This window comes from Streptomyces capillispiralis (assembly GCF_007829875.1).
In the GTDB taxonomy this organism is placed as follows: domain Bacteria; phylum Actinomycetota; class Actinomycetes; order Streptomycetales; family Streptomycetaceae; genus Streptomyces; species Streptomyces capillispiralis.
In genome coordinates, this window is sequence record NZ_VIWV01000001.1 from 1,437,180 (window position 1) to 1,460,261 (window position 23,082).

Below are 23,082 nucleotides of genomic sequence, written 5' to 3' on the forward strand. Positions count from 1 at the left end.
GCACCGCATGACCAGCAGCCCCACCCTCGACGCCGGCCGTGTCCGGCAGGCCCTGTCCGGCGGGCGGGCAGTGGTGCTCCCCAACCCCGCACCCCTGACCTACGTCGTCGCCGCCACCGCCCCGCGCGCCGTCAACCTCGCCAAGGCACGGCCCGCCGACCAGGCGGTCGCCCTGTGGGTCCACCACTCCCGCACCGCGGACACCGTCTTCGACGCCCTCGACCTCGGACCGGAGCTGGCCGCCGCGGCCCGGCGTCTGCTCACCGAGGAACGGGTGACCCTGCTCGCTCCGCTGCGGGCACACCACCCGCTGCCCGACTGGCTGGAGCCGGCCGCCAAGGACGGGTGGACCCTCCTGTTCGGCGCGCGCTGGACGCCCCTGCTCCCGGTGGTGCGGGAGCATCCGGTCCTCTACGTCAGCAGCGCCAACCGCACCGGTCACCCGCCGGCCGCGACCGCCTCCGCCGCCCGGGCGATGTTCCCCGACGACGTCCCCGTCCTGGACCCCGCCTCGCTCCCCGGCACCGAGGAGGAACCGACGGGGACACCGCGCGCGGCCACCACCACCGTGCGCCTGCACCCCGACGGCTCGCTCGGTCTGCACCGCGGCGGCGCACAGGACCGGACGTACGCGGGTGCCGGTACCTATCTGGACCACCTGCGCACCGCCTACGGCCTCCCCGAGGGCCCGGCACGGCCCTAGGAGGCCACCACCGGGAGGCGTCGCGACGGCCACCGGATCGGTACGGTCCCCGGGACGCCTCCCGGCGCGCGGCGCGGCGCCACGGGTACGGCCGCCGCCGTGGTCAGGCGTCCTCCGGGAGCCCGTACGTGCCGTACACGGGGCTGCCCGTGACGTCGTAGCTCTGGACGGACACTCCGGCGGCGGTGATGTGCCCGCCGGTGTGCCGGAAGGCGGTCGGCAGCGACCCCTCCGCGAACAGGCGGCGTCCGGCTCCCAGGACGACCGGGTACGTCAGCAGGTGCAGGGTGTCCACGAGTCCGAGCGTGAACAGGGACCGGGCGAGGGCACCGCTGCCGTGCACCTGGAGCTCGCCGTCGGTGCGCTCCTTGAGGGCGGTGACCTCCTCGGCCAGATCGCCGCCGATCACGGTGGTGCCGGCCCATCCGGGGTCGGTGAGGGTGCTGGAGGCGACGTACTTCGGCAGGGCGTTCAGCTTGCCGGCGACCGGGTCGGCGGGGTCGGTCATCTTCGGCCAGTACCCGGCGAAGATGTCGTACGTACGGCGGCCGAGGAGGAAGGCGCCCACGCGGGCGAAGACCCCGTCGACGAACCGGCCGAAGTCCTCGTCCACGTACGGCACGCTCCAGCCTCCCTGGCCGAAGCCGTCCCTGGTGTCCTCCTGGGGGCCGCCGGGGGCCTGGTAGACGCCGTCGAGGGTGACGAAGCTGATGACAACGAGCTTGCCCATGGCGGGTTCCTGCCTCTCGTGCGCGGGGCCGTGCCGTCATCAGCTCAGACCCCGGCGGGGCCCGCAACTCATCGGCCGTGCGCGAGGTCGGCGTCCGTTCGCCGCCAGCACCCGCGCGGCGGGGGCGCTGGGATGGCCCCATGACCGATGAGACCCCTGAGATGACCACCGAGACCGCCCGGACAACCGAGGCCGGCGAGACCACCGAGAGCACTGAGAGCACTGAGAGCACTGAGAGCAGCCTGCTCGGCAAGGCGGCCCTGGTGACCGGCGCGAGCCGTGGGATCGGTGCGGCGACGGCGCTGCGGCTCGCGCGGGAGGGCGCGGACGTGGCCGTGACCTATGTGAACGGCAAGGAGGCGGCCGAGGACGTCGTCCGGGCCGTCGAGGCGCTGGGGCGCCGCGCGGTGGCCCTGCGCGCGGACGTCGGCGACCCGGAGGACGCGGCCGGGGCGGTGACGGCGGCCGTGCGGGAACTGGGCCGGCTGGACGTCCTGGTGAACAACGCGGGCGTCGGTGTGCTCGGCCCGGTGGAGACCCTGTCGCTCGAAGACGTCGACCGGGTGCTCGCGGTGAACGTGCGCGGCGTCTTCCTGACCTCCCGGGCGGCCGTCGTCCACCTGCCGCGCGGAGGGCGGATCATCACCGTCGGCACCTGTATGACCCAGCGCGTGCCCGGTCCCGGCGGGACGCTCTACGCGATGAGCAAGTCGGCGCTGGTGGGGCTGACCAAGGCCCTCGCGCGGGAGCTGGGCGAGCGCGGGATCACGGCGAACATCGTCCACCCCGGCCCGATCGACACGGACATGAACCCGGCGGACGGGCCGTACGGCCCCGGCCAGGCGGCGATGACGGCGCTGGGCCGTTTCGGCACGGCCCAGGAGGTCGCCGACACGATCGCCCACCTGGCGGGGTCCGCGTACATCACCGGCGCGGAGTTCGCCGTGGACGGTGGTCACGCGGCCTGACCCACGCCGGCCGTACGACGGCGCGGGGCGTCCGCCGGGTTCGGCCGATGTCCCGCGCGCCGGGCCCGGGAGGGCGTCCCGCGCGCCGGGTCGGGAGGCGTCGGGGTGCCGGTGTCACGGCAGCGCGGGCCCCGGGGTGCCGGGGGCCCGGGATGCCGGGGCGCCGTTGCTGCCGGACGTCAGCCGGTCAACTCCCGGTGGCGGGCCGCGAGTTCGGCTGCCCCCCGCTCGGTCGGGGAGCCGAACAGCCGCAGCCGGGAGATGCCGCCGTCGGGGAAGATGTCCACGCGCGCGTGCGTGCCGACCGCCGGTTCCGGCAGGACGAAGCGGTGGTCGGTGTCGGGCTGGAGGCGGGTGCGGGGCAGGATCTCCCGCCAGTCGCCGTCGTCGCCGTCCTTCACCGAGACCGACGCCCAGCCCGCGCTGTTGCCCTTCAGGTAGGCCGTGTCGATCTCCACGGCGCTGATCCGCGCCTGGGCGACCAGCCGGTAGCGGATCCAGTCGTGGCCCCGGTCGCGGCGGCGCCGGGTCTCCCAGCCGTCGTCCATCTTGCGGGAGCGGTCCGGCCGGATGGTGTGGGTGGCCGGCGAGTAGAAGAGGTCCGAGGCGTCCTCGACCCGGCCGCCGTGCTCCAGGGCGACGACGTCGAAGGTGCCGAGCGCCGCCAGCCACACCGGGTCCGGGACGACCTCGCCGTAGACGCGCATCCGGGCGATGCCACCGTCGGGGTGCTGCTTGAGGCGCAGGTGGGTGACGCGCTGTTCGGCCGCCACGGCGAAGCCGTTGGCCGCATGGCCGCCCACCGGGGTGCGCGGCACCAGCGTCGTCCACTTCACGTCGTCCGCGAGCAGTTCCTCCGGGGAGGGGGCGCCCGCGACCGAGGTGGCCTCGACGGACACGGCCTGCGGGTAGTTGCCGCGGAAGTGCGCGGTGTCCACGACGACGCCGCGGACGACGCCGGGCGCGCCGAGCCGGATCAGCGCCCAGTCGTGGTCGTCGGCGGCCGGCCAGGGGTGCTCGGCGGAGGCGCCGCGGCGGCGCCGGGTCTCCCAGCCGTCCATGATCTTGCCCTTGTGCCCGAAGCGCTCGGGGTCGAACTCGGCCCGTCCCGGCAGCAGCAGGTTCTCGCGCTGGGCGAAGAACTCGTCGTTGGCGGCGATGACTCCGGCGCCGAGGCGGCGGTCGGCGAGGTCGGCGTGGTGGGTGAAGGGGAAGTCGGCGGTGCGGTAGTCCGCGTAGGGGTCACCGCCGCTGTAGGGGTGTGCGTCGCCGGTGAAGCTCTCGATCGCCGTCACGGTGATCCGGTCCTGCCTTTCGGGTGCGGGGTGTCAGTGGGAGCGGGTGAGGAGCCGGCCCTTCGGTGCGGTGAACGCGCCGTCGGCGACGATGCGCCGGCCGCGCAGCCAGGTGGACCGGACGACGCCGTACAGGGTCCTGCCCGCGTACGCCGTCACGCGGTTGCGGTGCTGGAGGGCCGCCGGGTCGACGGTGAACGTCTCGTCGGGGGCGAGGACGGCGAAGTCGGCGTCGTGTCCGGGCGCGATGGCGCCCTTGCGCCCGTCGAGTCCGACGAGCGCGGCCGTGCGCGTCGACATCCAGCGCACCACGTCCTCCAGGCCGTGGCCGCGCCTGCGGGCCTCGGTCCAGACGGCCGGCAGGCTGAGTTGCAGACTGGAGATGCCGCCCCAGGCGGTGGCGAAGTCGCCCGTCTTGAGGTCGGCGGTGGACGGGGAGTGGTCGGTGACGACGCAGTCGATGGTGCCGTCCGCCAGGGCCTGCCAGAGCAGGTCCTGGTTGGCGGCCTCGCGGATGGGCGGGCAGCACTTGAACTCGCTGGCGCCGTCCGGGACTTCCTCCGCGGTGAGGGTGAGGTAGTGGGGGCAGGTCTCGACCGTGACGCGCACGCCGTCGGCCTTGGCGGCGGCGAGCAGCGGCAGCGCGTCGCCGGAGGAGAGGTGCAGCACGTGCACCCGGGCGCCCAGCCGCCGCGCCTGTCCGACGAGGTGGGCGACGGCGGTGTCCTCGGCGTGGCGCGGGCGGGAGGCGAGGAAGTCGGCGTACCGGGGGCCGCCGTGCTGCGGGGCGGCGGCGAGGTGGTGCGGGTCCTCGGCGTGCACGATCAGCAGCCCGTCGAAGGCGGCGATCTCCGCCAGCGAGCGGGCCAGTTGCTCCTGGTCGAGGTGCGGGAACTCGTCCACGCCCGAGGGCGACAGGAAGGCCTTGAAGCCGAAGACGCCGGCCTCGTGCAGCGGGCGCAGGTCCTTGGTGTTGTCCGGCAGGGCGCCGCCCCAGAAGCCGACGTCGATGTGGGCCTTGTCGGCGGCGACCCGCCGCTTGGTGCGCAGGTGGTCGACGGTGGTGGTGGGCGGGAGGGAGTTGAGCGGCATGTCGATGAGCGTGGTGATGCCGCCGGCGGCGGCGGCCCGCGTGGCGGTCCAGAAGCCCTCCCACTCGGTGCGGCCGGGGTCGTTGACGTGCACGTGGGTGTCGACCAGGCCGGGCAGCAGGACGTCGTCGCCGAGGTCCTCCAGGCGGGCGCCGGCGGGGACGGGGGCGTCGTGCGGCCGTACGGCGGTGATCGTGCCGTCGGCGACCGCGACGGACGCGGGGCGCGTCCCCTCGGGAGTGATGACGCGCGTCGAGCGCAGCACCAGTTCGGCGTCGGACACCCGGATCCTCCTGATCGTCCGTCCGGCAGAATTCAACGTTCTGTTGAAGGAGTCTTCACCTCCACCCCTACCCCGTCAAGGGCACGCCTTCCCCGTGGAGCGACCGGCGGGACTCCTCTGGACGATTCCACAACACGAAATTAGACTTTCGCAGTGCAGAACGTAGCTCTGCACAAGCGGGCAGTGGACCGGCTGCCGGGTAGTCTTCTGCCCTTCTGCCAGCCCCGAAAGGAACGCGCCGTGCCGACGTCCAGCGCCAGCACCACCGACTCCGCCAGGTCCGCCGCCAGTGGCGGTGTGCAGTCCCTCGAGCGCGCCTTCGATCTGCTCGAACGGATGGCGGACGCGGGCGGCGAGGTCGGCCTGAGCGAGCTGTCCGCGTCCAGCGGACTGCCCCTGCCGACCATCCACCGGCTGATGCGCACGCTCGTGGCGTGCGGCTACGTGCGCCAGCAGCCCAACCGCCGTTACGCACTCGGCCCGCGGCTGATCCGGCTCGGCGAGTCCGCCTCCCGGCTGCTGGGCACCTGGGCCCGGCCGTATCTGGCCCGTCTGGTGGAGGAGACCGGCGAGACGGCGAACATGGCGCTGCTCGACGGCGACGAGATCGTGTACGTGGCACAGGTGCCGTCCAAGCACTCCATGCGGATGTTCACCGAGGTCGGGCGGCGCGTCCTGCCGCACTCCACCGGCGTGGGCAAGGCCCTGCTGGCCGGCTTCCCGGCGGAGGAGGTACGGGCCCTGCTCGGCCGGACCGGCATGCCCGCCGCGACGGACAAGACCATCACCACCCCGGACGGCTTCCTCGCGGCGCTGGAGGACGTACGGCGCCAGGGCTACGCGATCGACGACAACGAGCAGGAGATCGGCGTCCGCTGTCTCGCGGTGCCGGTGCCGGACTCCCCCACGGCCGCGGCGATCTCGATCTCCGGTCCGGCGGGCCGGGTGACGGAGGCGGCGACGGAGCGGATCGTGCCGGTGCTCCAGCAGGTCGCGGCGGAACTCTCCGAGGTGCTCACCACGTCGGGCGCCGCCCCGACGGCCTGACGCGCGCGGCCCGCCTGACGCGCGGGGCCCGGGTCAGCCGCGCGGGGACCGGCCGAACAGGTCGACCGCCTCGCGCAGCTCCCGGACGCCCTGGTTCAGCGCGCTCACCGAGCCGATCGCACCCGCGACCAGCAGCAGGGAGCGGCGCAGCCGGGGGACGTCCGGGTCGCCGGCGGCGGCCAGTGCGGCCAGTGCGGCCAGTTCTTCCTCCGCGATGCTCCGGTCCCGGAACTCCGCGGGATGGGCGGCGAGTTGGCGGCGTAACCGGGACACGGCGGAGGACAGCTCCCTCACCCGTGGATCCACCTGACTGCCGGGTACCCGCCTCTGCTCCACGCTGCGCAACACAGTCCTCCCCCTGGCACGTCGACGTGCGCCTCCCCTGCCCGGTCCCAGCCCCCGCCGACCGGTGCGCGCCAGTAAACGCCACCCCGGGGCCTTTGCGCCAGTCCGCTGCGTCATCGACTTGCTCCACAGCGTGACGTCGTGGCCCGGGGCGCCCGTTCTCCGCGCCGTCCCGGCGGCTCGCGCCGGGTGCGGTATGCAGGACGTATGACGACACCTCAGACGGGCCGGGACACCGCGGCGGTCGCCGGGCTGCTGCTCGCGGCGGGCGGCGGCCGGCGGCTCGGCGGCAGGCCCAAGGCGCTGCTCACCCATCGGGGACGGCCGCTCGTGGAGCACGCGGTGGCGGCGCTGCGCGCGGGCGGCTGCGCGCGCGTGCACGTGGTGCTCGGCGCGCGGGCGGAGGAGGTGCGCGCCCGCGCCTCACTGCCGGACTGCGTCCTGGTGGACAACCCGGCGTGGGAACAGGGTATGGGCACCTCGCTGCGGGCGGGCCTCAAGTCACTGGCGGGCACGGGCGCACGGGCCGCGCTGGTGGCGCTGGTCGACCAGCCGGGCATCGGACCGGAGGCGATCGCCCGGGTGCTCGGCGCCTACGACTCACCGCGGTCGCTGGTCTCGGCCGCCTACGACGGCGTGCGCGGCCACCCCGTCCTGTTCGGTGCCGCGCACTGGACCGGGATCGCCGCGCGTGCGACCGGCGACCGGGGGGCACGCGCCTACCTGAAGGAGCACGCGGAGCGGGTCGTGCTGGTCGAGTGCGGCGACGTCGCCGAGGCGTACGACATCGACACCGAGGCCGATCTGGCACGCCTGGAACCGGCCCCCGGTGGCGGTGAGTGAGAGCGGTGGCACCGAGCGCCACCTTCCCTCGACCCGGAGAATCTCGACATCAACAAAACATTGAACTTCCACCATGAGGAAACTACTATCCACTGCTCAGAAGCGTCCGCCCTCCGCACGGGCGTCCGCAGCCGTACCCGGGTCGACCGGCACCCGGTGCCACCCTCGCCGAAGGAAGTGACAGCTGATGTCCGCACCAGCGCCGTCCCCGCTGGCCGTCGTCGACGCCGAGCCCCTGCCCCGGCAGGAGGAGGTCCTCACCGACACGGCGCTCGCCTTCGTGGCCGAGCTGCACCGGCGGTTCACGCCCCGGCGTGACGAACTCCTCGCCCGCCGCGCGGAGCGCCGCGCCGAGATCGCCCGCACCTCCACCCTCGGCTTCCTCCCGGAGACGGCCGCCGTCCGCGCGGACGACTCCTGGAAGGTGGCCCCCGCCCCGGCCGCCCTGGAGGACCGCCGCGTCGAGATCACCGGCCCCACCGACCGCAAGATGACCATCAACGCCCTGAACTCGGGCGCGAAGGTCTGGCTCGCGGACTTCGAGGACGCCTCGGCGCCCACCTGGGAGAACGTGGTCCTCGGCCAGCTCAACCTGATCGACGCCTACACCCGGACCATCGACTTCACCGACCCGGCGTCCGGCAAGTCCTACGCCCTGCGCCCCGACGAGGAGCTGGCGACGGTCGTCATGCGCCCGCGCGGCTGGCACCTGAACGAGCGCCACCTCACCGACGCCGACGGCACCCCCGTGCCCGGCGCGCTCGTCGACTTCGGCCTGTACTTCTTCCACAACGCCAAGCGGCTGATCGACCTCGGCAAGGGCCCGTACTTCTACCTGCCGAAGACCGAGTCCCACCTGGAGGCCCGCCTGTGGAACGAGGTGTTCGTCTTCGCTCAGGAGTACATGGGCGTCCCGCAGGGCACCGTGCGCGCCACCGTCCTGATCGAGACGATTACGGCCGCCTACGAGATGGAGGAGATCCTCTACGAGCTGCGCGACCACGCCTCCGGACTGAACGCCGGCCGCTGGGACTACCTGTTCTCCATCGTCAAGAACTTCCGTGACGGCGGCGCGAAATTCGTGCTCCCGGACCGCAACGCGGTGACGATGACGGCCCCGTTCATGCGCGCGTACACCGACCTCCTCGTGCGCACCTGCCACAAGCGCGGCGCGCACGCGATCGGCGGCATGGCGGCGTTCATCCCCTCCCGCCGCGACCCCGAGGTCAACAAGGTGGCCTTCGAGAAGGTCCGCGCCGACAAGGACCGCGAGGCGAACGACGGCTTCGACGGATCCTGGGTCGCCCACCCCGACCTGGTCCCGATCGCCATGGAGTCCTTCGACCGGGTGCTCGGCGAGAAGCCGAACCAGAAGGACCGGCTGCGCGAGGACGTCCACGTCGAGGCCGCCGACCTCATCGCGATCGACTCGCTCGACGCCAGGCCGACGTACGCGGGCCTGGTCAACGCCGTGCAGGTCGGCGTCCGCTACATCGAGGCCTGGCTGCGCGGGCTCGGCGCGGTCGCCATCTTCAACCTGATGGAGGACGCGGCCACCGCGGAGATCTCCCGCTCCCAGATCTGGCAGTGGATCAACGCGGGCGTGGTCCTCGACAACGGCGAACGGGTCACCGCCGAACTGGCCCGCGAGGTCGCCGCCGAGGAACTGGCGAACATCCGCGCGGAGCTCGGCGAGGAGGCCTTCGCGGCCGGCAACTGGCAGCAGGCCCACGACCTGCTACTGAAGGTCTCCCTCGACGAGGACTACGCCGACTTCCTGACCCTGCCGGCGTACGAGCAGCTCAAGGGCTGAACCCGGGCGGACGGCTCCGGGTGGCGTGCGCCGCCCTGAGCCGTCCGTGCGTCCGTCATCCCAGGTGGACCGACCAGTCCTGGGCGGCCGCGGGCTTGCCGTGCAGATCGGGGACGCTCTTGAGCCAGTCCGGGCGGCCCTGCCGCGTCCGCGCCGCGCGCCGGGCGTTCTCCTCGGCCAGCTCCCGGGCGCTCGGGAAGTCGGTCGGCAGCCAGGCCGCGGAGGCCCGCGCCCGCGCGTACAGGTAGCGCACGTACGCCGCCCGTGTCTCCCCCGGCGTGGCGAACCCCGGCTCGTCGGCCAGCCATGCGTCCGGCACCTCGGCGGTGATCTCCCGCAGCAGCTCCTCGGTCACCTTCGGCGCCAGTTCGGCGTCGGCCGCCCGTACGTCGGGGCCGTAGTGGCCGAGCGCGTGGTGGCGGAAGTCGTAGGCCTTGGCCGGGTCGGCGCCGTCCCAGCGGTGGTGGAAGACGAGCGCGGCGCCGTGGTCGATGAGCCACAGCCGCGGCGGCGCGACCCCGAGCGTCGGCCAGACCACCAGGTTGGAGCTGTGGACGGTGCGGTCCACGTTCACCGTCAGCGCGTCCAGCCAGACGATCCGGCCGGCCTCCACCGGGTCGACGGGGAACACCTCGGCGACCTCGGGCGTGAGGTCCCGGGCGCCCGGCAGGTAGTCCATGCCGAGGTTCACCCCGGCGCTGGCGGTGTGCAGTTCGCGCACCTCCTGGTGCGGCTCGCCGGCGGCGATCGCCGGGTCGAAGTGGGCCAGCACCAGCTCGGGGAACCGCAGCCCCAGGGCGCGGGCCAGCTCCCCCACGATCACCTCGGCGACCAGCGCCTTGCGCCCCTGCGCGGACCCGGTGAACTTCACGACGTAGGTGCCGAGGTCGTCGGCCTCGACGACACCGGGGACCGAGCCGCCGGTGTGCAGGGGCTCGACATAGCGGACCGCCGTCACTTCTCTCAGCACGTTCTCAGCCCACCGTCCGCCCTTCGGCACCCGCTTCCGACAACAAGCGAGCATAGTGACCGACGGTGACCACCGGCGAGGGGCGCCCCGCCCGAAGGGTGCCGGCCGGGGGCGGGCGCCGGCGGACGGGCTTCCGGCGGGCGCGGGGAAGCCGTGGCGGGGGCCGGACGCGGGGCCCGAGAATGCGGGCCATGTCCTCCTCACGCATCCGCAGCCGTACGCAGATCGCCATCGTGGGCGCCGGCCCGGCCGGGCTCATGCTCTCCCACCTGCTCGCCCGGGCCGGGATCGACTCGGTGGTCATCGATCTGCGCGGCCGGCGGGAGATCGAGTCGACGCACCGTGCCGGGATCCTGGAGCAGGCGTCGGTGGACCTGCTGGCCGGCACCGGCGTCTCCGACCGGGTGCACCGGGACGGCGACCGCCACGACGGGATCGAGCTGGCCTTCGGCGGGGGCCGTCACCGGATCGACTTCCGGCGCCTGGTCGGCGCGTCGACGCGGCTCTACCCGCAGACGGACGTCTTCGTCGACCTCGCCGACGCCCGTGAACGCGACGGCGGGGACGTCCGGTTCGGCGTCGGCGACGTGTCCGTCGACGACCTCCTCTCCGACGCGCCGGTCCTGCGGTTCACCGACGCCGGCGGTGCCCGCCACGAGGTCCGCGCCGACGTCCTCGTGGGCGCCGACGGATCGCGCGGCCTGTGCCGTCGCCAGGTGCCGGAGGCGCACCGCGCGCAGTACTCCCGGACGTACCCGTTCGCCTGGTTCGGGATCCTCGCCGAGGCACCGCCCAGCGCGCCGGAGCTGGTCTACCACCACTCGCCGAGGGGCTTCGCGCTGATCAGCCGGCGCACCGAGACGCTGCAGCGGATGTACTTCCAGTGCGACCCCGGGGAGGACGTCGCCGACTGGTCCGACGACCGGATCTGGGACGAACTCCAGTCCCGGGTCGGCGCCAACGGCCACCGGCTCGTGGAGGGGCCGATCACCTCCCGGTCGGTGCTGCCGTTCCGCAGTTTCGTCCAGGAGCCGATGCACCACGGGCGGCTGGTGCTCGCCGGGGACGCCGCCCACACGGTGCCGCCGACCGGCGCCAAGGGCCTCAACCTGGCCCTCGCCGACGTGCGGGTGCTGGCGGAGGAGCTGGAGCGGGTGGTGGCGGGCGGGGACACCGCCCCGCTCGCCGCCTACAGCGAGCGGGCGCTGCGCCGGGTGTGGAAGGCGCAGCACTTCTCGTACTGGATGACCACGATGCTGCACACGCTGCCGGACGCCACCCCGTTCGACGTCCGGCGCCAGGAGGGCGAGCTGGCCGCGGTGACCGGCTCCACCGCGGGGTCGGCCTATCTCGCCGAGGCCTACACGGGCTGGCCGGGGGAACGCTGATCCCCGGGCGGGCGCGGGCGGGTTCAGCCGCCGGCCAGCGGGTTGGGCAGCGGCAGGTAGCGGGCGTCCGCGCCGTCCGCGCCGGTCCAGCGCAGCAGGAGGTTGGTCTTGGCGGGCAGGGTCGGCGCGGTGAGCAGGGCGGGGATCTCCGGGAGGTCGTGGCGGGACAGTTCGCGGCGGACCGCGGGCCACGGGTCGAGGCCCGGGTGGCGTTCGGCCAGCGCGGCGGCGATCTCGGTGAGGTGGTTGACGAGCAGGCAGTACACCAGCCGCTCCCAGCCCGCCTCCCGGGACACCGTGGGCAGCGCCGTCCCGCGCGTGGCGTCCGCGAGCAGCTTCACGCCCTCCGCGTCGCGGAACAGGGCCTGTACGGGCATGCCGTCGGAGTCGACGGCGATCAGCGTGTTCTGCAGATGGGCCTCCAGGACGACGCCGTGCCGGTCGAAGGCGGTCAGCGCCGGCGGCACCACCCGGGCGAGGTACGCCCGCCACCAGTCGGCCGGGCGCGCGGTGCCGGCGAGGGGGTCGCCGTCGAAGCCCTCCGCCAGGGCGGCCGCCAGGTACGCGGTCGTGCCGGGCCTCAGGTGGTCGCGCAGTCCGTCGCGCACCACGACGGCCAGGTGTTCGAAGGCGAAGCCGGCGGTGCGGTGGCCGCGGTCGCTGAGCCAGGCCGCCGGGACGTCGGACGCGGTGGTGCCGGTGGACTCGGCCATCCCGGCGAACGCGGCGCTTACGGCGGTGTCGGTGCCGCGCAGGGTGCGCAGGTCGTGGCGCCACAGCCGGCGGATGTCGTTGGTGATGCGCACGTCCAGGCTGAACTTCAGGAACAGGCCGGGTCCGGGCGCGTACACCGTGCGGACCGCCGCCGTGGGCCACACCTCGAAGTCCGTGGTGCCGAGCCGGATCAGCCGGCCGTCGGCGAAGGCGGGCGCCAGGTCGCGGGCGGTGAGGTCCAGCTGCCAGGGGTGGGCGGGCAGCAGGCGGTAGCCGGGCGGGGCGGTGCCCAGGGCGTCGAGGGCCGCGGTGTCGCCCTCCTCCGCCACCGTGTCCGCCCGCACGCCGAGCAGCGCCAGCGGGAAACGGGCGTACGCCTCGGGCGCGTACGGCAGCCAGGCGGCCACCGGGCCGCCGCCGCGCGCCTTCGGGGCGGGGTGGTGGGTGTGACCGGTGAGCAGGGACTGCTCGGAGCGCAGGTAGGGGTCGTCGGGCGGGGTGGCCCGTTCACGGGCGGTGAGCAGCGCGGCCACCGCGTCCCGGCTGTCGGCCATCTCGGCGGGGAGTTCGTGGTTGGACAGGCCGGTGTTCCGGCGCAGTTCCTCGGCGACGAGTTTCACCAGTTCGGTGTGGCCGACGCGGTGCCAGGCGCCGCCCGTGAACACCTCGGGCGCGGCGGGGCGGCGGGTGCCGCGCACCCGCAGCAGCCGGTCCACGCCCGGGAGGTGGTAGGTGCGGTGCGGGCCGTCGTGCGGGGCCTCGTATGGGGCCTCGTGCGGGGCGGGCAGGGGACGAGCCACCTCGCGCAGCAGGCAGTTGAGCAGCGGCACGGCCGCGTAGGCGTCGGCGCGCCCGGCGAGGTCTGCGCGGCTCGCCGCGTCGTCTGCGGGCGGGGGGATGAGGTCCACGCGTTCTGGTTCCCTACGGTCTGTCCGGGCGGAGACGATCAGTATGTCGGTCGCCGACCGCCCCCATGTCCCACCCCGTGCGTACCCGAGGAGTCCGCCCGTGCACCGTCCCTCCACCGCCGAGGCCGAGATCGCCGACGAGCTGAGCGTCGTACGGCCCGGCCTCGTGCCCGGGTACACGGGCGCGCTGCCCGGTGCCCGCGCGGCCGTGCTGACCCGGCTGTGGCGCGGCCTCGCGCACGAGCCGCTGCCGTGGATCGCCCGCCGCGAGGAGGCCCGTGACGGCCTCACGCTGTGCCTGGCGGACGGGCGGCGGCTGCACGGCCCGCGGGCGGATCCGTACGCGACCGGCGCGTACGTCACCGCCGTACGGCTGGACGGGGTGGCGTACGACGATCCGGCTCGGCTGGTGACGGATCTCGGCGTACCGCACGCGGAGGGGTTCGCGGCCGAACTCGGGCACGGCACGGCGTCGTTGGCGCTGTCGCGGGCGGACCGGGAGGAGGTTCCGGCCGCGTGGCCGGCGCGGGACTGGGAGTGGGAGCAGCGGGTGGTCGACGGGCATCCGTTCCATCCCAACTGCCGTTCCCGGCCCGGCTTCTCGGTGGCCGAGCAGCTCGCGTACGGGCCTGAGCACCGGCCGGTGGTGGAGCTGGGGCTGGTGCCGGTGCCGGCCGGGGAGTGCCTGGTGGCGGGGGTGTGGCCGGAGGGGCTGCGGGAGGCGGGGCGGCTGGTGGTGCCGGTGCACCCGTGGCAGGCGGCGCACGTGCTGAAGCGGGACGGGGAGCGGCCGGGTGAACAGCGGCTCCCGGCCCATCCGTTGATGACGCTGCGCACCCTCGCGCTGCCGGACGGGCCGCATGTCAAGACGGCGCTGAGCGCCCGGCTGACGTCGTCGGTGCGGGACATCTCGCTCGCTTCGGTCGGCGCGTCGATGGTGCTGTCGGACTTCGGGGTGGCGGTCGCGGCGCGGACGGACGGGCTGCTGCACATCACCCGCACGCTGGGCGCGGTCGCGGCCGGGTCCCCCGACCTCGCGGCGGTGCTGCGCGAGTCGCCCGAGGTGTACGCGGCGCCCGGTGAGCGGGTGGTGCCGGTGGCGGCGCTGGCAACGACGGAGCTGCCCCGTTCCCCCGGCTGGCTGGGCCGGTTCGCCCGGCTGGCGCTGACGGTCGGGATGCGGCTGCTGGAGCTGGGGGTGGCGCTGGAGGCGCACGGCCAGAACCTGCTGGTGGTGCTGTCGCCGGCCGGTGAGCCGGTGCGGCTGGTCTACCGCGACCTGGCGGACCTGCGGGTCGGTCCGGCGCGGCTGGCCCGGCACGGCATCGCGCTGCCGGAGCTGCCCGCGCGCATGGTCACGGACGACGAACGCGTGCTGCGCCGCAAGCTGTTCGGGTCCCTGGTCGCGGGCGCGCTGGCGGGGGCGGCGGGCTCGGGGCCGGCGCTGCGGGCGGCCCTGGAGGGCGCCGTACGGGACCTGCCGCGCTCCCCCGACCGGTCGGCGCTGGCCGACGGGCCGCTGCCGGCGAAGGCGCTGACGCTGATGCGGCTGTCGCCGCGGACGAGCGGTGACCAGTGGGCGGAACTGCCCAATCCCCTGCATGCGAAGTTCAGGTGACGGACCGTTTTGAATCAGGTGCGGCCTGATCAATAGGATCCGCCGATGATCAGAAGAAAACGGCCGGTGGCAGGCGTCTGCGCCCTGCTCGCCGCACTGACGGCCGGGATCGCCTTCCCGGCCGGGGCGGCCGCCGGTGAACCCACGGGGCGACACGCGCCCAAGGTGAACCTCGTCCTCGACGTCAGCGGCTCGATGCGGGCCCGGGACATCGACGGCCGCTCCCGGATGGAGGCGGCCAAGCAGGCGTTCAACGAGGTGCTGGACGCGACGCCGGAGGAGGTGGAGCTCGGCATCCGCACCCTGGGCGCGGACTACGCCGGCGACGACCGCAAGGAGGGCTGCAAGGACACCGCGCAGCTCTACCCGGTCGGCCCGCTGGACCGCACCGAGGCCAAGACGGCGGTGGCCACGCTCGCCCCGACGGGCTGGACGCCGATCGGCCCCGCCCTGCTGAAGGCGGCCGACGACCTCGACGGCGGCGACGGGTCCAAGCGCATCGTGCTGATCAGCGACGGCGAGGACACCTGCGCCCCGCTCGACCCGTGCGAGGTGGCCCGGGAGATCGCGGCAAAGGGCATCGGCCTGACCATCGACACCCTGGGCCTGGTGCCGAACGTCAAGATGAGCCGGCAGCTCAGCTGCATCGCGGAGGCCACCGGCGGCACGTACACCTCGGTCGAGCACCAGGACGAACTCACCGACCGGGTCAACGAGCTGGTGGACCGCGCGGCCGATCCGGTGGTGACGCCGGTGGCCACGGAGGGCGCCGGCTCGTGCGCGAAGGCGCCGACCCTGACGTCCGGTCTCTACACCGACCGCGAGGAGTTCGGGCAGCAGCGCTGGTACCGCGTGGAGGTGCTGCCGGGACAGGAGCTGCGCGCCTCGGTGAGCGTGGCCGCGGACCGGGCCGTGCGCCCGGACTACGGCGTGCTGCTGCGGGCCGTCACGGTGCACGGCCGGGAGACCGTGCGCGGCGAGGCGACCGGCAACGGCCGTACGGACGTGCTGTCCACCGGTCTGCGCCACCCCGAGCCGGAGCGGGAGGACGACGACGGCGACAAGCCGGCCGCCGAGGTCGTGTGCCTGGTGGTGACCAACTCCTTCTCGGCGGACGACGGGGTGAAGACCACGCCCGGTCTGCCGCTGGAGCTGACCATCGACGTGGTGGACGGGCCGGACGCGGCGGACGACGTGGCGTCGTTCGGTCTCGGCCGGGGCTGGTGGCTGCTCGGCGCGCTGGTCCTCACCGGCTTCCTCGCCGGTCTCGTCTGGGGCTGGCTGTCACGCTGGCGGGTCGCCGTCTGGAGGACCAACTGATGCGTTCCGTACGACTGGTGGGCGCCGCCCTGCTGCTGCTCGGGGCGGCCGCCGCGCCCGCCGCGGCCGACTCCTCGCCCTCGCCCGGCACGGGTGAGGACGACGGGGCGCCCACGCGCGCCGGCACCTCGTTCCGTACCGCCACCGAGGTCGAGCAGGGCCGGACCGCCACGGCCCGCGCCTCCACGGGCGACTACCTGTACTGGTCGTTCCCGGCCGACGCCGGGCAGCGCCTCACCGTCCGCGCGTCGGTGAAGCTGCCCGAGGAGCACGCCGCCCAGACCTGGCAGCTCGACGTGTACGACGGTCTGCGCCGCCGCCAGGCCTGCCAGTACGGCGCGCAGACCCGCACCGCGGGGGCCGGCGCGGCCTCGGTGGAACTGGAGTGCGTGCTGCGCACCGTGCGCGGCTGGGCGGAGCCGTGGGCCAGTGACCCGCTGCCGGGCACGTACTACGTCCGGCTCACGGCGCTGCGCGTCCCGACGGCCGGCCTGGGCCAGGCCGTCGACACCGAACTGCGGGTGGAGTCCAAGGACATGGGCGGCGCGGCGGCCGTGGACGGCGCCCTGTCGCAGCCGCTGGTGCCCGGTGTCGCGGTCCCGGCCAGGGAGGACCTGGCGGAGGACGACGACTCACCCACCGCGGTGCTGGCCGATCTGGAGCCCGAGGACGGCTGGACGTCCGGCTGGTGGTCCGACCGCTGGCTGTGGACGGCGGCGGGCGGCGCGCTGGCCGCGCTGGCGGGGGTCGTCGGGTACCGGCTGACCCGGGGGCCCGGGCGTCCGCCCGGGGTGCCGCCGCGGGCGTGACACGGTTCTGGAAGGCCCGCCCTGTGCGGGCCTTCCGCCGTTCGCGTCACATCTCCCGCAGGGCCTTGGCGAAGGTGCCGTCCCCGCTCACCTCGACCCGCCCGGCGCGCACCGCGCCGGACAGGGACAGTTCGCCGCGGCCGACCGCCGTGCACGTCCCGGTGTCCAGGGACAGCAGGGCGTCGGGCTCCCCGGGGGCCGGTCCGTCGCCGTACACGGGCCCGTCCTCCGCGCCGACGCGCAGGTGGAACCGCCCCTCCTCCAGGCGGACTTCGACGAGGCCCCGGCCCACGCCGTCCAGGGCCCGCAGCAGGGGCAGCGCGAACCAGTGCGCGCGCACCGCGTCCGTGGGCCGCCGCTCCCCCAGTTCGGCCTCTCCCCAGGCGCCGAGCGCCTGCAGCACGGGCAGCAACGCGGTGCCGCGCGGGGTGAGTTCGTAGACGAAGGCCGCGCCGGGCGGGGGCAGCCGACGGCGGGTGGCGAGGCCGTCGCGCTCCATGTCCTTCAGCCGCGAGGCCAGTACGTCCGTGCTGACACCGGGCAGGTCCGCGTGCAGGTCGGTGTAGCGCCGCGGTCCGGCGAGGAGTTCGCGGACGATCAGCAGGGTCCAGCGGTCGCCGACGGTGTCGAGCGCACGGGCGGTGGAGCAGTACTGGTCGTAGCTTCGGCGAGGTGACATGCGACGCAGTCTAGACATGTTGTTGGACTTTCCAAGCGTGGACTTGGTAAAACCAAGCAACACCACGCGAGGGGAAGCGGCACATGGAGTTCCGGCAGTCGAGCAAGCTCAGCGAGGTCTGTTACGAGATCCGCGGTCCGGTCATCGAGCACGCCAACGCGCTGGAGGAGGCGGGGCACAGCGTGCTGCGCCTGAACACCGGCAATCCGGCCCTGTTCGGTTTCGAGGCGCCGGAGGAGATCCTCCAGGACATGATCAGGATGCTGCCGCGGGCGCACGGCTACACCGACTCGCGGGGCGTCCTCTCCGCCCGCCGGGCCGTCGCCCAGCGCTACCAGACACTGGGCCTGGAGGTCGACGTCGACGACGTCTTCCTCGGCAACGGCGTCTCGGAGCTGGTGTCGATGGCCGTACAGGCCCTGCTGGAGGACGGCGACGAGATCCTCGTCCCGGCACCGGACTTCCCGCTGTGGACGGCGGTGACCACCCTGGCCGGCGGCAAGGCGGTCCACTACCTCTGCGACGAACAGGCCGACTGGTACCCGGACCTGGACGACATGGCCGCGAAGATCACGGACCGCACGAAGGCCGTGGTCATCATCAACCCCAACAACCCCACCGGCGCGGTGTACCCGAAGGAGGTCGTCGAGGGCATCCTCGACCTGGCCCGCCGCCACGGCCTGATGGTCCTCGCCGACGAGATCTACGACCAGATCCTCTACGACGACGCCGTGCACCACTCGGCCGCCGCCCTCGCCCCCGACCTGGTCGTCCTCACCTTCTGCGGCCTGTCCAAGACCTACCGGGTGGCGGGATTCCGCTCCGGCTGGCTGGTGGTCACCGGCCCGAAGCAGCACGCGAAGGACTACCTGGAGGGCCTGACCATGCTGGCCTCCATGCGCCTGTGCGCCAACGCGCCCGCCCAGTACGCCATCCAGGCCGCGCTCGGCGGCCGACAGTCCATCCGCGAGCTGACCGCGCCCGGCGGCCGGCTGCGCGAACAGCGGGACGTGGCCTGGGAGAAGCTGAACGAGATCCCCGGCGTGAGCTGCGTGAAGCCGAAGGGCGCCCTGTACGCGTTCCCGCGCATCGATCCGTCCGTGCACCGGATCCACGACGACGAGAAATTCGTCCTGGACCTGCTGCTGCGGGAGAAGATCCAGGTCGTCCAGGGCACGGGCTTCAACTGGCCCTCCCCCGACCACTTCCGCATCCTCACCCTCCCCCACGCGGACGACCTGGAGGCGGCGATCGGCCGGATCGGACGCTTCCTGAGCGGGTACCGGCAGTAGTCCCGCCGCACCGGCATCCCCCCGAGGCGTGGCCCCGGTTCACGCGCCGGGGTCGCCCCTGCCGATGCCGCAGGCCTGGCGCAGCACCGTCAGGGCCGTGACGGAGGGGGAGCCGGGTTCGGCGGTGAAGGTGACCAGGGACTGGTGGGGTTCCTGCGGGACGTGCAGGGTCTGCTGGGTGAGGGTCAGGTCACCGACGACCGGGTGGGCCAGGTCGTAGACGTCGCGGCCGCAGGGGTCGACGGTGTGTTCGGACCACATGCGGGCGAACGCGGCGCTGTGGATGGCCAGTTCGCCGACCAGTTCGGCGAGGCGCGCGTCCCCGGGGTTGCGGGCCGTCAGGATGCGCAGGTTGCCGACCACGGCGCGGGCCTTGGCGGGCCAGTCGCGGTAGAGGGCGCGGGTGTGCGCGTCCAGGAAGACCAGCCGGGACATGTTGGGCCGGGTGTCCGGGTCGTCGGGCGAGGCCGGGTCCAGGTGTCCGGCGAGCAGGGCGTGCCCGGCCCGGTTCCAGGCGAGCACGTCGTTGCGGCGGCCGAGGACGAGGGCGGGCACGTCGCTCATGGCGGCCAGCAGTGTCCGCAGATCGGCGGAGGCGTGTTCCGTCCGGGGCGTCTCCGGTCCGGGCCGGTGGCTCGCCGCCGCCGACAGGACGTGCAGGTGTTCCCGCTCGGCCGTGGTCAGCCGCAGGGCGGTCGCGATCGCGTCGAGGATCTCGGCGGAGGCGTTGAGCGACTGGCCCTGTTCGAGCCGGGTGTAGTAGCCGGCGCTGACCCCGGCGAGCATGGCCAGTTCCTCCCGGCGCAGCCCGGGCACCCGGCGCCGGTCCCCGTACCGGGGCAGGCCGACGTCGTCCGGGCCCAACTGTGCCCGCCGCGCCATCAGAAACTCGCCGAGCGGTGATCTGCGCTGCATGCCGGCAAGTATGCGCCGGGGGCCGCGGCCGTAGCCTGCACCTGTCAGGGGTAGGCAGCAGCGGGCCTGGCTGCCCCCGCCCGGGGCCTCCAGAGTCGACGGCATGACAGCGAACAGCACCCCCTCCGCCCCCTCGTCCGCGGCGGAGGCGACGACCGCCCTGGCACCCCGGGTCACCACGATGAAGCTGGGTGACGTCGAGATCACCCGGGTCCTCGAGTTCTCCGAGACCTCACCGATGACCACGGACGTCTTCTTCCCCGGCAGCAGGCCGGAGGAATGGCAGCGCCATGCCGCCCTGCTCGACCCGGACCACTGGGACCCCGTCACCGACCTGACCCGCGTCGCCACTCAGACCTGGGCGCTGCGCAGCGAGGGCAGGGTCATCCTGATCGACACCGGCGCGGGCAACGGCAAGTACCGGCCGCTGCAACCGATCTGGTCGTACCTGAACACCAACTACCTGGAGAACCTCGCCGCGGCCGGCATCGAACCGGAGGACGTCGACCTCGTCGTCAACACGCACCTGCACGACGACCACGTCGGCTGGAACACCCGGCTCGACGGACGCGACTGGGTCCCCACCTTCCCCAACGCGACGTACCTCATGCCGCGACCCGACGTCGAGTACTGGCGTCCGGAGAACCTGCACCGCACCATGTTCGGCCGGGGCAACCAGAACGTCTACGAGGACAGCGTCGACCCTGTGCTCGACGCCGGCCTCGTCACGGTGTGGGAGGACTCCTACGTCATCGACGCCAACCTCCGGCTCGAGGCGGCCCCCGGGCACACTCCGGGTTCCTCGGTCGTCCACCTCGTGTCCGGAGGCGACCGCGCGGTCTTCGCCGGCGACCTGATGCACGGCGCGATCCAGGTCCACGAGCCGCACCTCAACAGCTGCTTCGAGGAGGACGAGGACGCCGCCCGCGCCAGCCGGGCGCGGATGTACGCGTACGCCGCCGACCACAACGCCCTGGTGCTGCCCGCCCATCTGCCCGGCCACGGGGCCTTCGAGATCCGGCGCGAGGGCTCCGGGTTCGGGATCTCCGGCTGGGCGCCGTTCTCCCGCACCTGACCACCGGCTCGAAGCCGTCCCGTGTTCGGCCCGGCCCTCGGAATCCGGGGGCTTTCCGGGCCGGTGCACGCCCTGCGGGCGGTCGGAGCCGTACGCGGGGAGGACGTCCGCAGGGCGTGGCACCGGCCGGACGCGGGGGGCGTCCGCAGGGCGTGGCACCGGCCGGACGCGGGAGGGGTCACCGGCCGGACGCGGGAGGGGTCACCGGCTCGCGGCCCGCTCCGGCCGGCGACGGCTCACAGGTAGCGGACGCCCGTCAGTTCTTCGGCCACCGCCCAGAGCCGCCTGCCCACGGCCGGATCGGCCGCCTCCCGGCCGATCCGGGCCTCGGTGACCCGGCCGCGTGTCTCCCCGAACCCGGACGGCCCGAAGAACTGACCTCCCCGCACACCGGGATCGGTCGCGGCGCGCAGTTGCGGCAGCGCGCCCTGCTCCACCGGCTGCGTGACCAGCAGGCCGAGCCGCGCGATCACCTGTCCGAGCCGGCCACGGTGCTCCCAGGCGCGCGGAGTCAGGTTGGTGCGGGTGAGACCGGGGTGGGCCAGTGTGCTGATGACCGCTGATCCGGCGGCGCGCAGGCGCCGGTCCAGTTCGACGCCGAAGACCGTGGTGGCGAGCTTGGACCGGCCGTACGCGGAAGCGGCCCCGTAGGCACGCTCCGACATCAGGTCGTCGAAGTCGAGGTGCGCGTTCTTGTGGGTGATCGAGCTGAGGCCGACCACCCGGGCCTCCCTCGCCGCCTCCAGCCTGTCGAGCAGCAGGCCGGTCAGCGCGAAGTGCCCCAGCATGTTGGTGCCGATGTGCAGCTCGAAGCCGTCGGCGGTGGTGCGGCGCGGGCCGAGCAGTACCAGCCCTGCGTTGTTGACCAGCAGGTCGACCGCCGGATGGTCGGCGGCCAGCTTCGCGGCGAACGCGCGGACGGAGTCGAGCGAGGCCAGGTCCAGCTCGCGCACCTCCGTGTCACCGCCGATCCGGCGGGCGGCCTCCGCACCGGCGGCGGTGTCGCGGACCGCGAGCACGACGTGGGCGCCCCGGCGGGCCAGCTCCGTCGCCGTGATCAGGCCGAGGCCCGAGTTCGCGCCGGTCACGACGGCGATCCTGCCCTGCTGGTCGGGGATGCGGTCGGCGGTCCATCCGGCCATGCGCTGCTCCTGGGGGTCGGCGGGGTGTGCGTGGGGTGCACCGACGACGTTAGGAGCGGTGCGGGCCGGTTCGGTCGTCCTCGTTTCCCTAGGTTTGCGGGACCTACCTTGGGCGCCCGGTGAGGAGACACACTGGGGGCATGACCCATCCGTACGCCCGTGAGCTCGGTGATTTCCTGCGCGCCCGGCGCGACCGGCTGCACCCACGGGACGTGGGTCTGGAGCCCGGCGGCCGGCGCAAGGTCACCGGGCTGCGCCGCGAGGAGCTGGCCCTGCTGGCCGGGCTGAGCACCGACTACTACCAGCGGATGGAGCAGGGCCGGGAGGTACGCCCGTCCGACGACGTCCTGGACGCGCTGGCCGGCGCGCTCGGCCTCGACGAAGCGGAACGCAGGCACCTGTTCGGACTGGCCCGTGCCGCCCGCCGACCGGTTCCCGCCCGGCCGGACCGCGGTCCGGAGAGGGTTCCGGACAGCACCCGGCGGCTGCTGCGGGTCATGGACACCCCGGCGGTCGTACTCGGCCGCCATCTCGACCTGCTCGCCTGGAACCCGATGGCGGAGGTGCTGCTCGGCAGCCCGGACGGCTACCCGCCCGACCGGCTCAACATGCTCCTGCTGCTGTTCGACGACACGCAGACCGGCGAGCGGAGCTGCCCGGACTGGGAGCGTCAGGCCCTGGAGTACATCGGCATGATGCGCGCCGCCGTCGCCACCGACCCCACCCATCCGCGCGCCACCTCGATCATCGGCGAACTGAGTATCCGCAGCGCCGAGTTCCGGCGGCTGTGGGCCCGGCACGACGTGCGGGTCTCGGTCAGCGGCACCAAGACCTTCCGGGTCCCCGAGGTCGGCGACGTCGTCCTGGACTGGGACACCTATCCGCTGCCCGGCCGGCCCGGTCCGGTCATGCTGGTCTTCACCGCCGAGCCGGGCAGCGCCGACGCGGACCGGCTGCACCTCCTCGCGTCGTTGCGCGCGAGCCGCTCGCACGGCAAGGCGGCCCCTCCGGCCGCCTCCCACTGAGCCCGATGCCGACGTTCCAGCCGCTCGCCGTGGCCATTCGCCCCTGACCCGCACAGGGACGACGCCGGTACGCGAGGTCTCCGTACGCCTGCTGTCCGGGCCTGTCCGG

21 protein-coding genes are annotated in these 23,082 nt (G+C 73.9%); 12 read left to right on the forward strand and 9 right to left on the reverse strand.

The annotated features are described in order from the left end of the window. Window positions 1-7: 7 nt before the first annotated feature. Entirely contained in the window at window positions 8-703 is a 696-nt protein-coding gene (locus FHX78_RS05700) for a hypothetical protein (RefSeq protein WP_145866378.1), read from the forward strand. Between the two features lie 103 nt (window positions 704-806). Here the strand turns inward: FHX78_RS05700 and FHX78_RS05705 are convergent, their stop codons facing one another. After that, window positions 807-1,433 (reverse strand): dihydrofolate reductase family protein, encoded by a 627-nt coding sequence (locus FHX78_RS05705; protein WP_145866379.1) that lies wholly within the window; start codon window positions 1,431-1,433, stop codon window positions 807-809. Window positions 1,434-1,573: 140 nt separating this feature from the next. Between FHX78_RS05705 and FHX78_RS05710 the strand changes: the two genes are divergently transcribed. Continuing rightward, entirely contained in the window at window positions 1,574-2,401 is an 828-nt protein-coding gene (locus FHX78_RS05710; RefSeq protein ID WP_229924003.1) for an SDR family NAD(P)-dependent oxidoreductase, read from the forward strand. A gap of 179 nt (window positions 2,402-2,580) precedes the next feature. Here the strand turns inward: FHX78_RS05710 and alc are convergent, their stop codons facing one another. Together alc and allB are read right to left on the reverse strand one after the other, a co-directional pair. Next, window positions 2,581-3,696: an allantoicase gene (alc, locus tag FHX78_RS05715; protein WP_145866380.1), complete on the reverse strand. Its 1,116-nt coding sequence runs from the start codon at window positions 3,694-3,696 to the stop codon at window positions 2,581-2,583. A 33-nt stretch (window positions 3,697-3,729) separates the two neighbouring features. Beyond that, entirely contained in the window at window positions 3,730-5,070 is a 1,341-nt protein-coding gene (allB, locus tag FHX78_RS05720) for an allantoinase AllB (RefSeq protein WP_145866381.1), read from the reverse strand. Between the two features lie 240 nt (window positions 5,071-5,310). On the opposite strand from allB, the gene allR reads away from it, so the two are divergent. Further along, window positions 5,311-6,117 carry an allantoin degradation transcriptional regulator AllR gene (allR, locus tag FHX78_RS05725; RefSeq protein ID WP_145866382.1) on the forward strand — a complete coding sequence of 269 codons (807 nt, stop codon included), beginning with the start codon at window positions 5,311-5,313 and terminating at the stop codon, window positions 6,115-6,117. Between the two features lie 33 nt (window positions 6,118-6,150). Here the strand turns inward: allR and FHX78_RS05730 are convergent, their stop codons facing one another. Beyond that, window positions 6,151-6,465, reverse strand: coding sequence for a DUF5955 family protein (locus tag FHX78_RS05730; protein WP_145866383.1), 315 nt, complete (start codon window positions 6,463-6,465; stop codon window positions 6,151-6,153). Between the two features lie 204 nt (window positions 6,466-6,669). Between FHX78_RS05730 and FHX78_RS05735 the strand changes: the two genes are divergently transcribed. Both FHX78_RS05735 and aceB read left to right on the forward strand, forming a co-directional pair. After that, entirely contained in the window at window positions 6,670-7,305 is a 636-nt protein-coding gene (locus tag FHX78_RS05735) for a nucleotidyltransferase family protein (RefSeq protein ID WP_145866384.1), read from the forward strand. A gap of 187 nt (window positions 7,306-7,492) precedes the next feature. Then, the gene (gene aceB / locus FHX78_RS05740) at window positions 7,493-9,118 is read left to right on the forward strand and encodes a malate synthase A (RefSeq protein WP_145866385.1); all 1,626 of its coding nucleotides are present in this window, start codon (window positions 7,493-7,495) and stop codon (window positions 9,116-9,118) included. Between the two features lie 55 nt (window positions 9,119-9,173). On the opposite strand, the gene FHX78_RS05745 is transcribed toward aceB, so the two are convergent. After that, a complete protein-coding gene (locus FHX78_RS05745; protein ID WP_145866386.1) occupies window positions 9,174-10,088 on the reverse strand; it encodes a HipA family kinase in 915 nt (304 codons plus the stop codon). 191 nt (window positions 10,089-10,279) lie between these two features. On the opposite strand from FHX78_RS05745, the gene FHX78_RS05750 reads away from it, so the two are divergent. Next, window positions 10,280-11,476, forward strand: coding sequence for a 4-hydroxybenzoate 3-monooxygenase (locus FHX78_RS05750; RefSeq protein WP_145866387.1), 1,197 nt, complete (start codon window positions 10,280-10,282; stop codon window positions 11,474-11,476). A gap of 23 nt (window positions 11,477-11,499) precedes the next feature. Here FHX78_RS05750 and FHX78_RS05755 read toward each other — a convergent pair whose 3' ends face one another. Next, on the reverse strand, window positions 11,500-13,098 hold the full coding sequence (locus FHX78_RS05755; protein ID WP_167531695.1) for an IucA/IucC family protein: 1,599 nt from the start codon (window positions 13,096-13,098) through the stop codon (window positions 11,500-11,502). Window positions 13,099-13,198: 100 nt separating this feature from the next. On the opposite strand from FHX78_RS05755, the gene FHX78_RS05760 reads away from it, so the two are divergent. The 3 genes from FHX78_RS05760 to FHX78_RS05770 are packed head-to-tail and all read left to right on the forward strand — an operon-like array spanning window position 13,199 to window position 16,845. Next, on the forward strand, window positions 13,199-14,716 hold the full coding sequence (locus FHX78_RS05760; RefSeq protein ID WP_145866388.1) for an IucA/IucC family protein: 1,518 nt from the start codon (window positions 13,199-13,201) through the stop codon (window positions 14,714-14,716). Between the two features lie 45 nt (window positions 14,717-14,761). Further along, window positions 14,762-16,036, forward strand: coding sequence for a VWA domain-containing protein (locus tag FHX78_RS05765; RefSeq protein ID WP_145866389.1), 1,275 nt, complete (start codon window positions 14,762-14,764; stop codon window positions 16,034-16,036). Further along, window positions 16,036-16,845, forward strand: a complete 810-nt coding sequence (locus FHX78_RS05770; protein ID WP_145866390.1) for a hypothetical protein — start codon at window positions 16,036-16,038, stop codon at window positions 16,843-16,845. The genes FHX78_RS05765 and FHX78_RS05770 overlap by 1 nt, the downstream gene beginning before the upstream one ends. 46 nt (window positions 16,846-16,891) lie before the next feature. Here the strand turns inward: FHX78_RS05770 and FHX78_RS05775 are convergent, their stop codons facing one another. Further along, window positions 16,892-17,524: a winged helix-turn-helix transcriptional regulator gene (locus FHX78_RS05775; protein ID WP_145866391.1), complete on the reverse strand. Its 633-nt coding sequence runs from the start codon at window positions 17,522-17,524 to the stop codon at window positions 16,892-16,894. A gap of 83 nt (window positions 17,525-17,607) precedes the next feature. Here FHX78_RS05775 and FHX78_RS05780 point away from each other — a divergent pair, with 83 nt between their 5' ends. Next, window positions 17,608-18,816, forward strand: a complete 1,209-nt coding sequence (locus FHX78_RS05780) for a pyridoxal phosphate-dependent aminotransferase (protein ID WP_145866392.1) — start codon at window positions 17,608-17,610, stop codon at window positions 18,814-18,816. 39 nt (window positions 18,817-18,855) lie between these two features. On the opposite strand, the gene FHX78_RS05785 is transcribed toward FHX78_RS05780, so the two are convergent. Then, on the reverse strand, window positions 18,856-19,731 hold the full coding sequence (locus FHX78_RS05785) for a helix-turn-helix domain-containing protein (protein WP_145866393.1): 876 nt from the start codon (window positions 19,729-19,731) through the stop codon (window positions 18,856-18,858). A 181-nt stretch (window positions 19,732-19,912) separates the two neighbouring features. On the opposite strand from FHX78_RS05785, the gene FHX78_RS05790 reads away from it, so the two are divergent. Further along, complete coding sequence (locus FHX78_RS05790; protein ID WP_145871682.1) at window positions 19,913-20,806, forward strand: MBL fold metallo-hydrolase; 894 nt, start codon at window positions 19,913-19,915, stop codon at window positions 20,804-20,806. A gap of 236 nt (window positions 20,807-21,042) precedes the next feature. Here FHX78_RS05790 and FHX78_RS05795 read toward each other — a convergent pair whose 3' ends face one another. Beyond that, a complete protein-coding gene (locus FHX78_RS05795; RefSeq protein WP_145866394.1) occupies window positions 21,043-21,948 on the reverse strand; it encodes an oxidoreductase in 906 nt (301 codons plus the stop codon). Between the two features lie 140 nt (window positions 21,949-22,088). On the opposite strand from FHX78_RS05795, the gene FHX78_RS05800 reads away from it, so the two are divergent. Further along, complete coding sequence (locus FHX78_RS05800; protein ID WP_145866395.1) at window positions 22,089-22,973, forward strand: helix-turn-helix transcriptional regulator; 885 nt, start codon at window positions 22,089-22,091, stop codon at window positions 22,971-22,973. Window positions 22,974-23,082 lie beyond the last annotated feature (109 nt).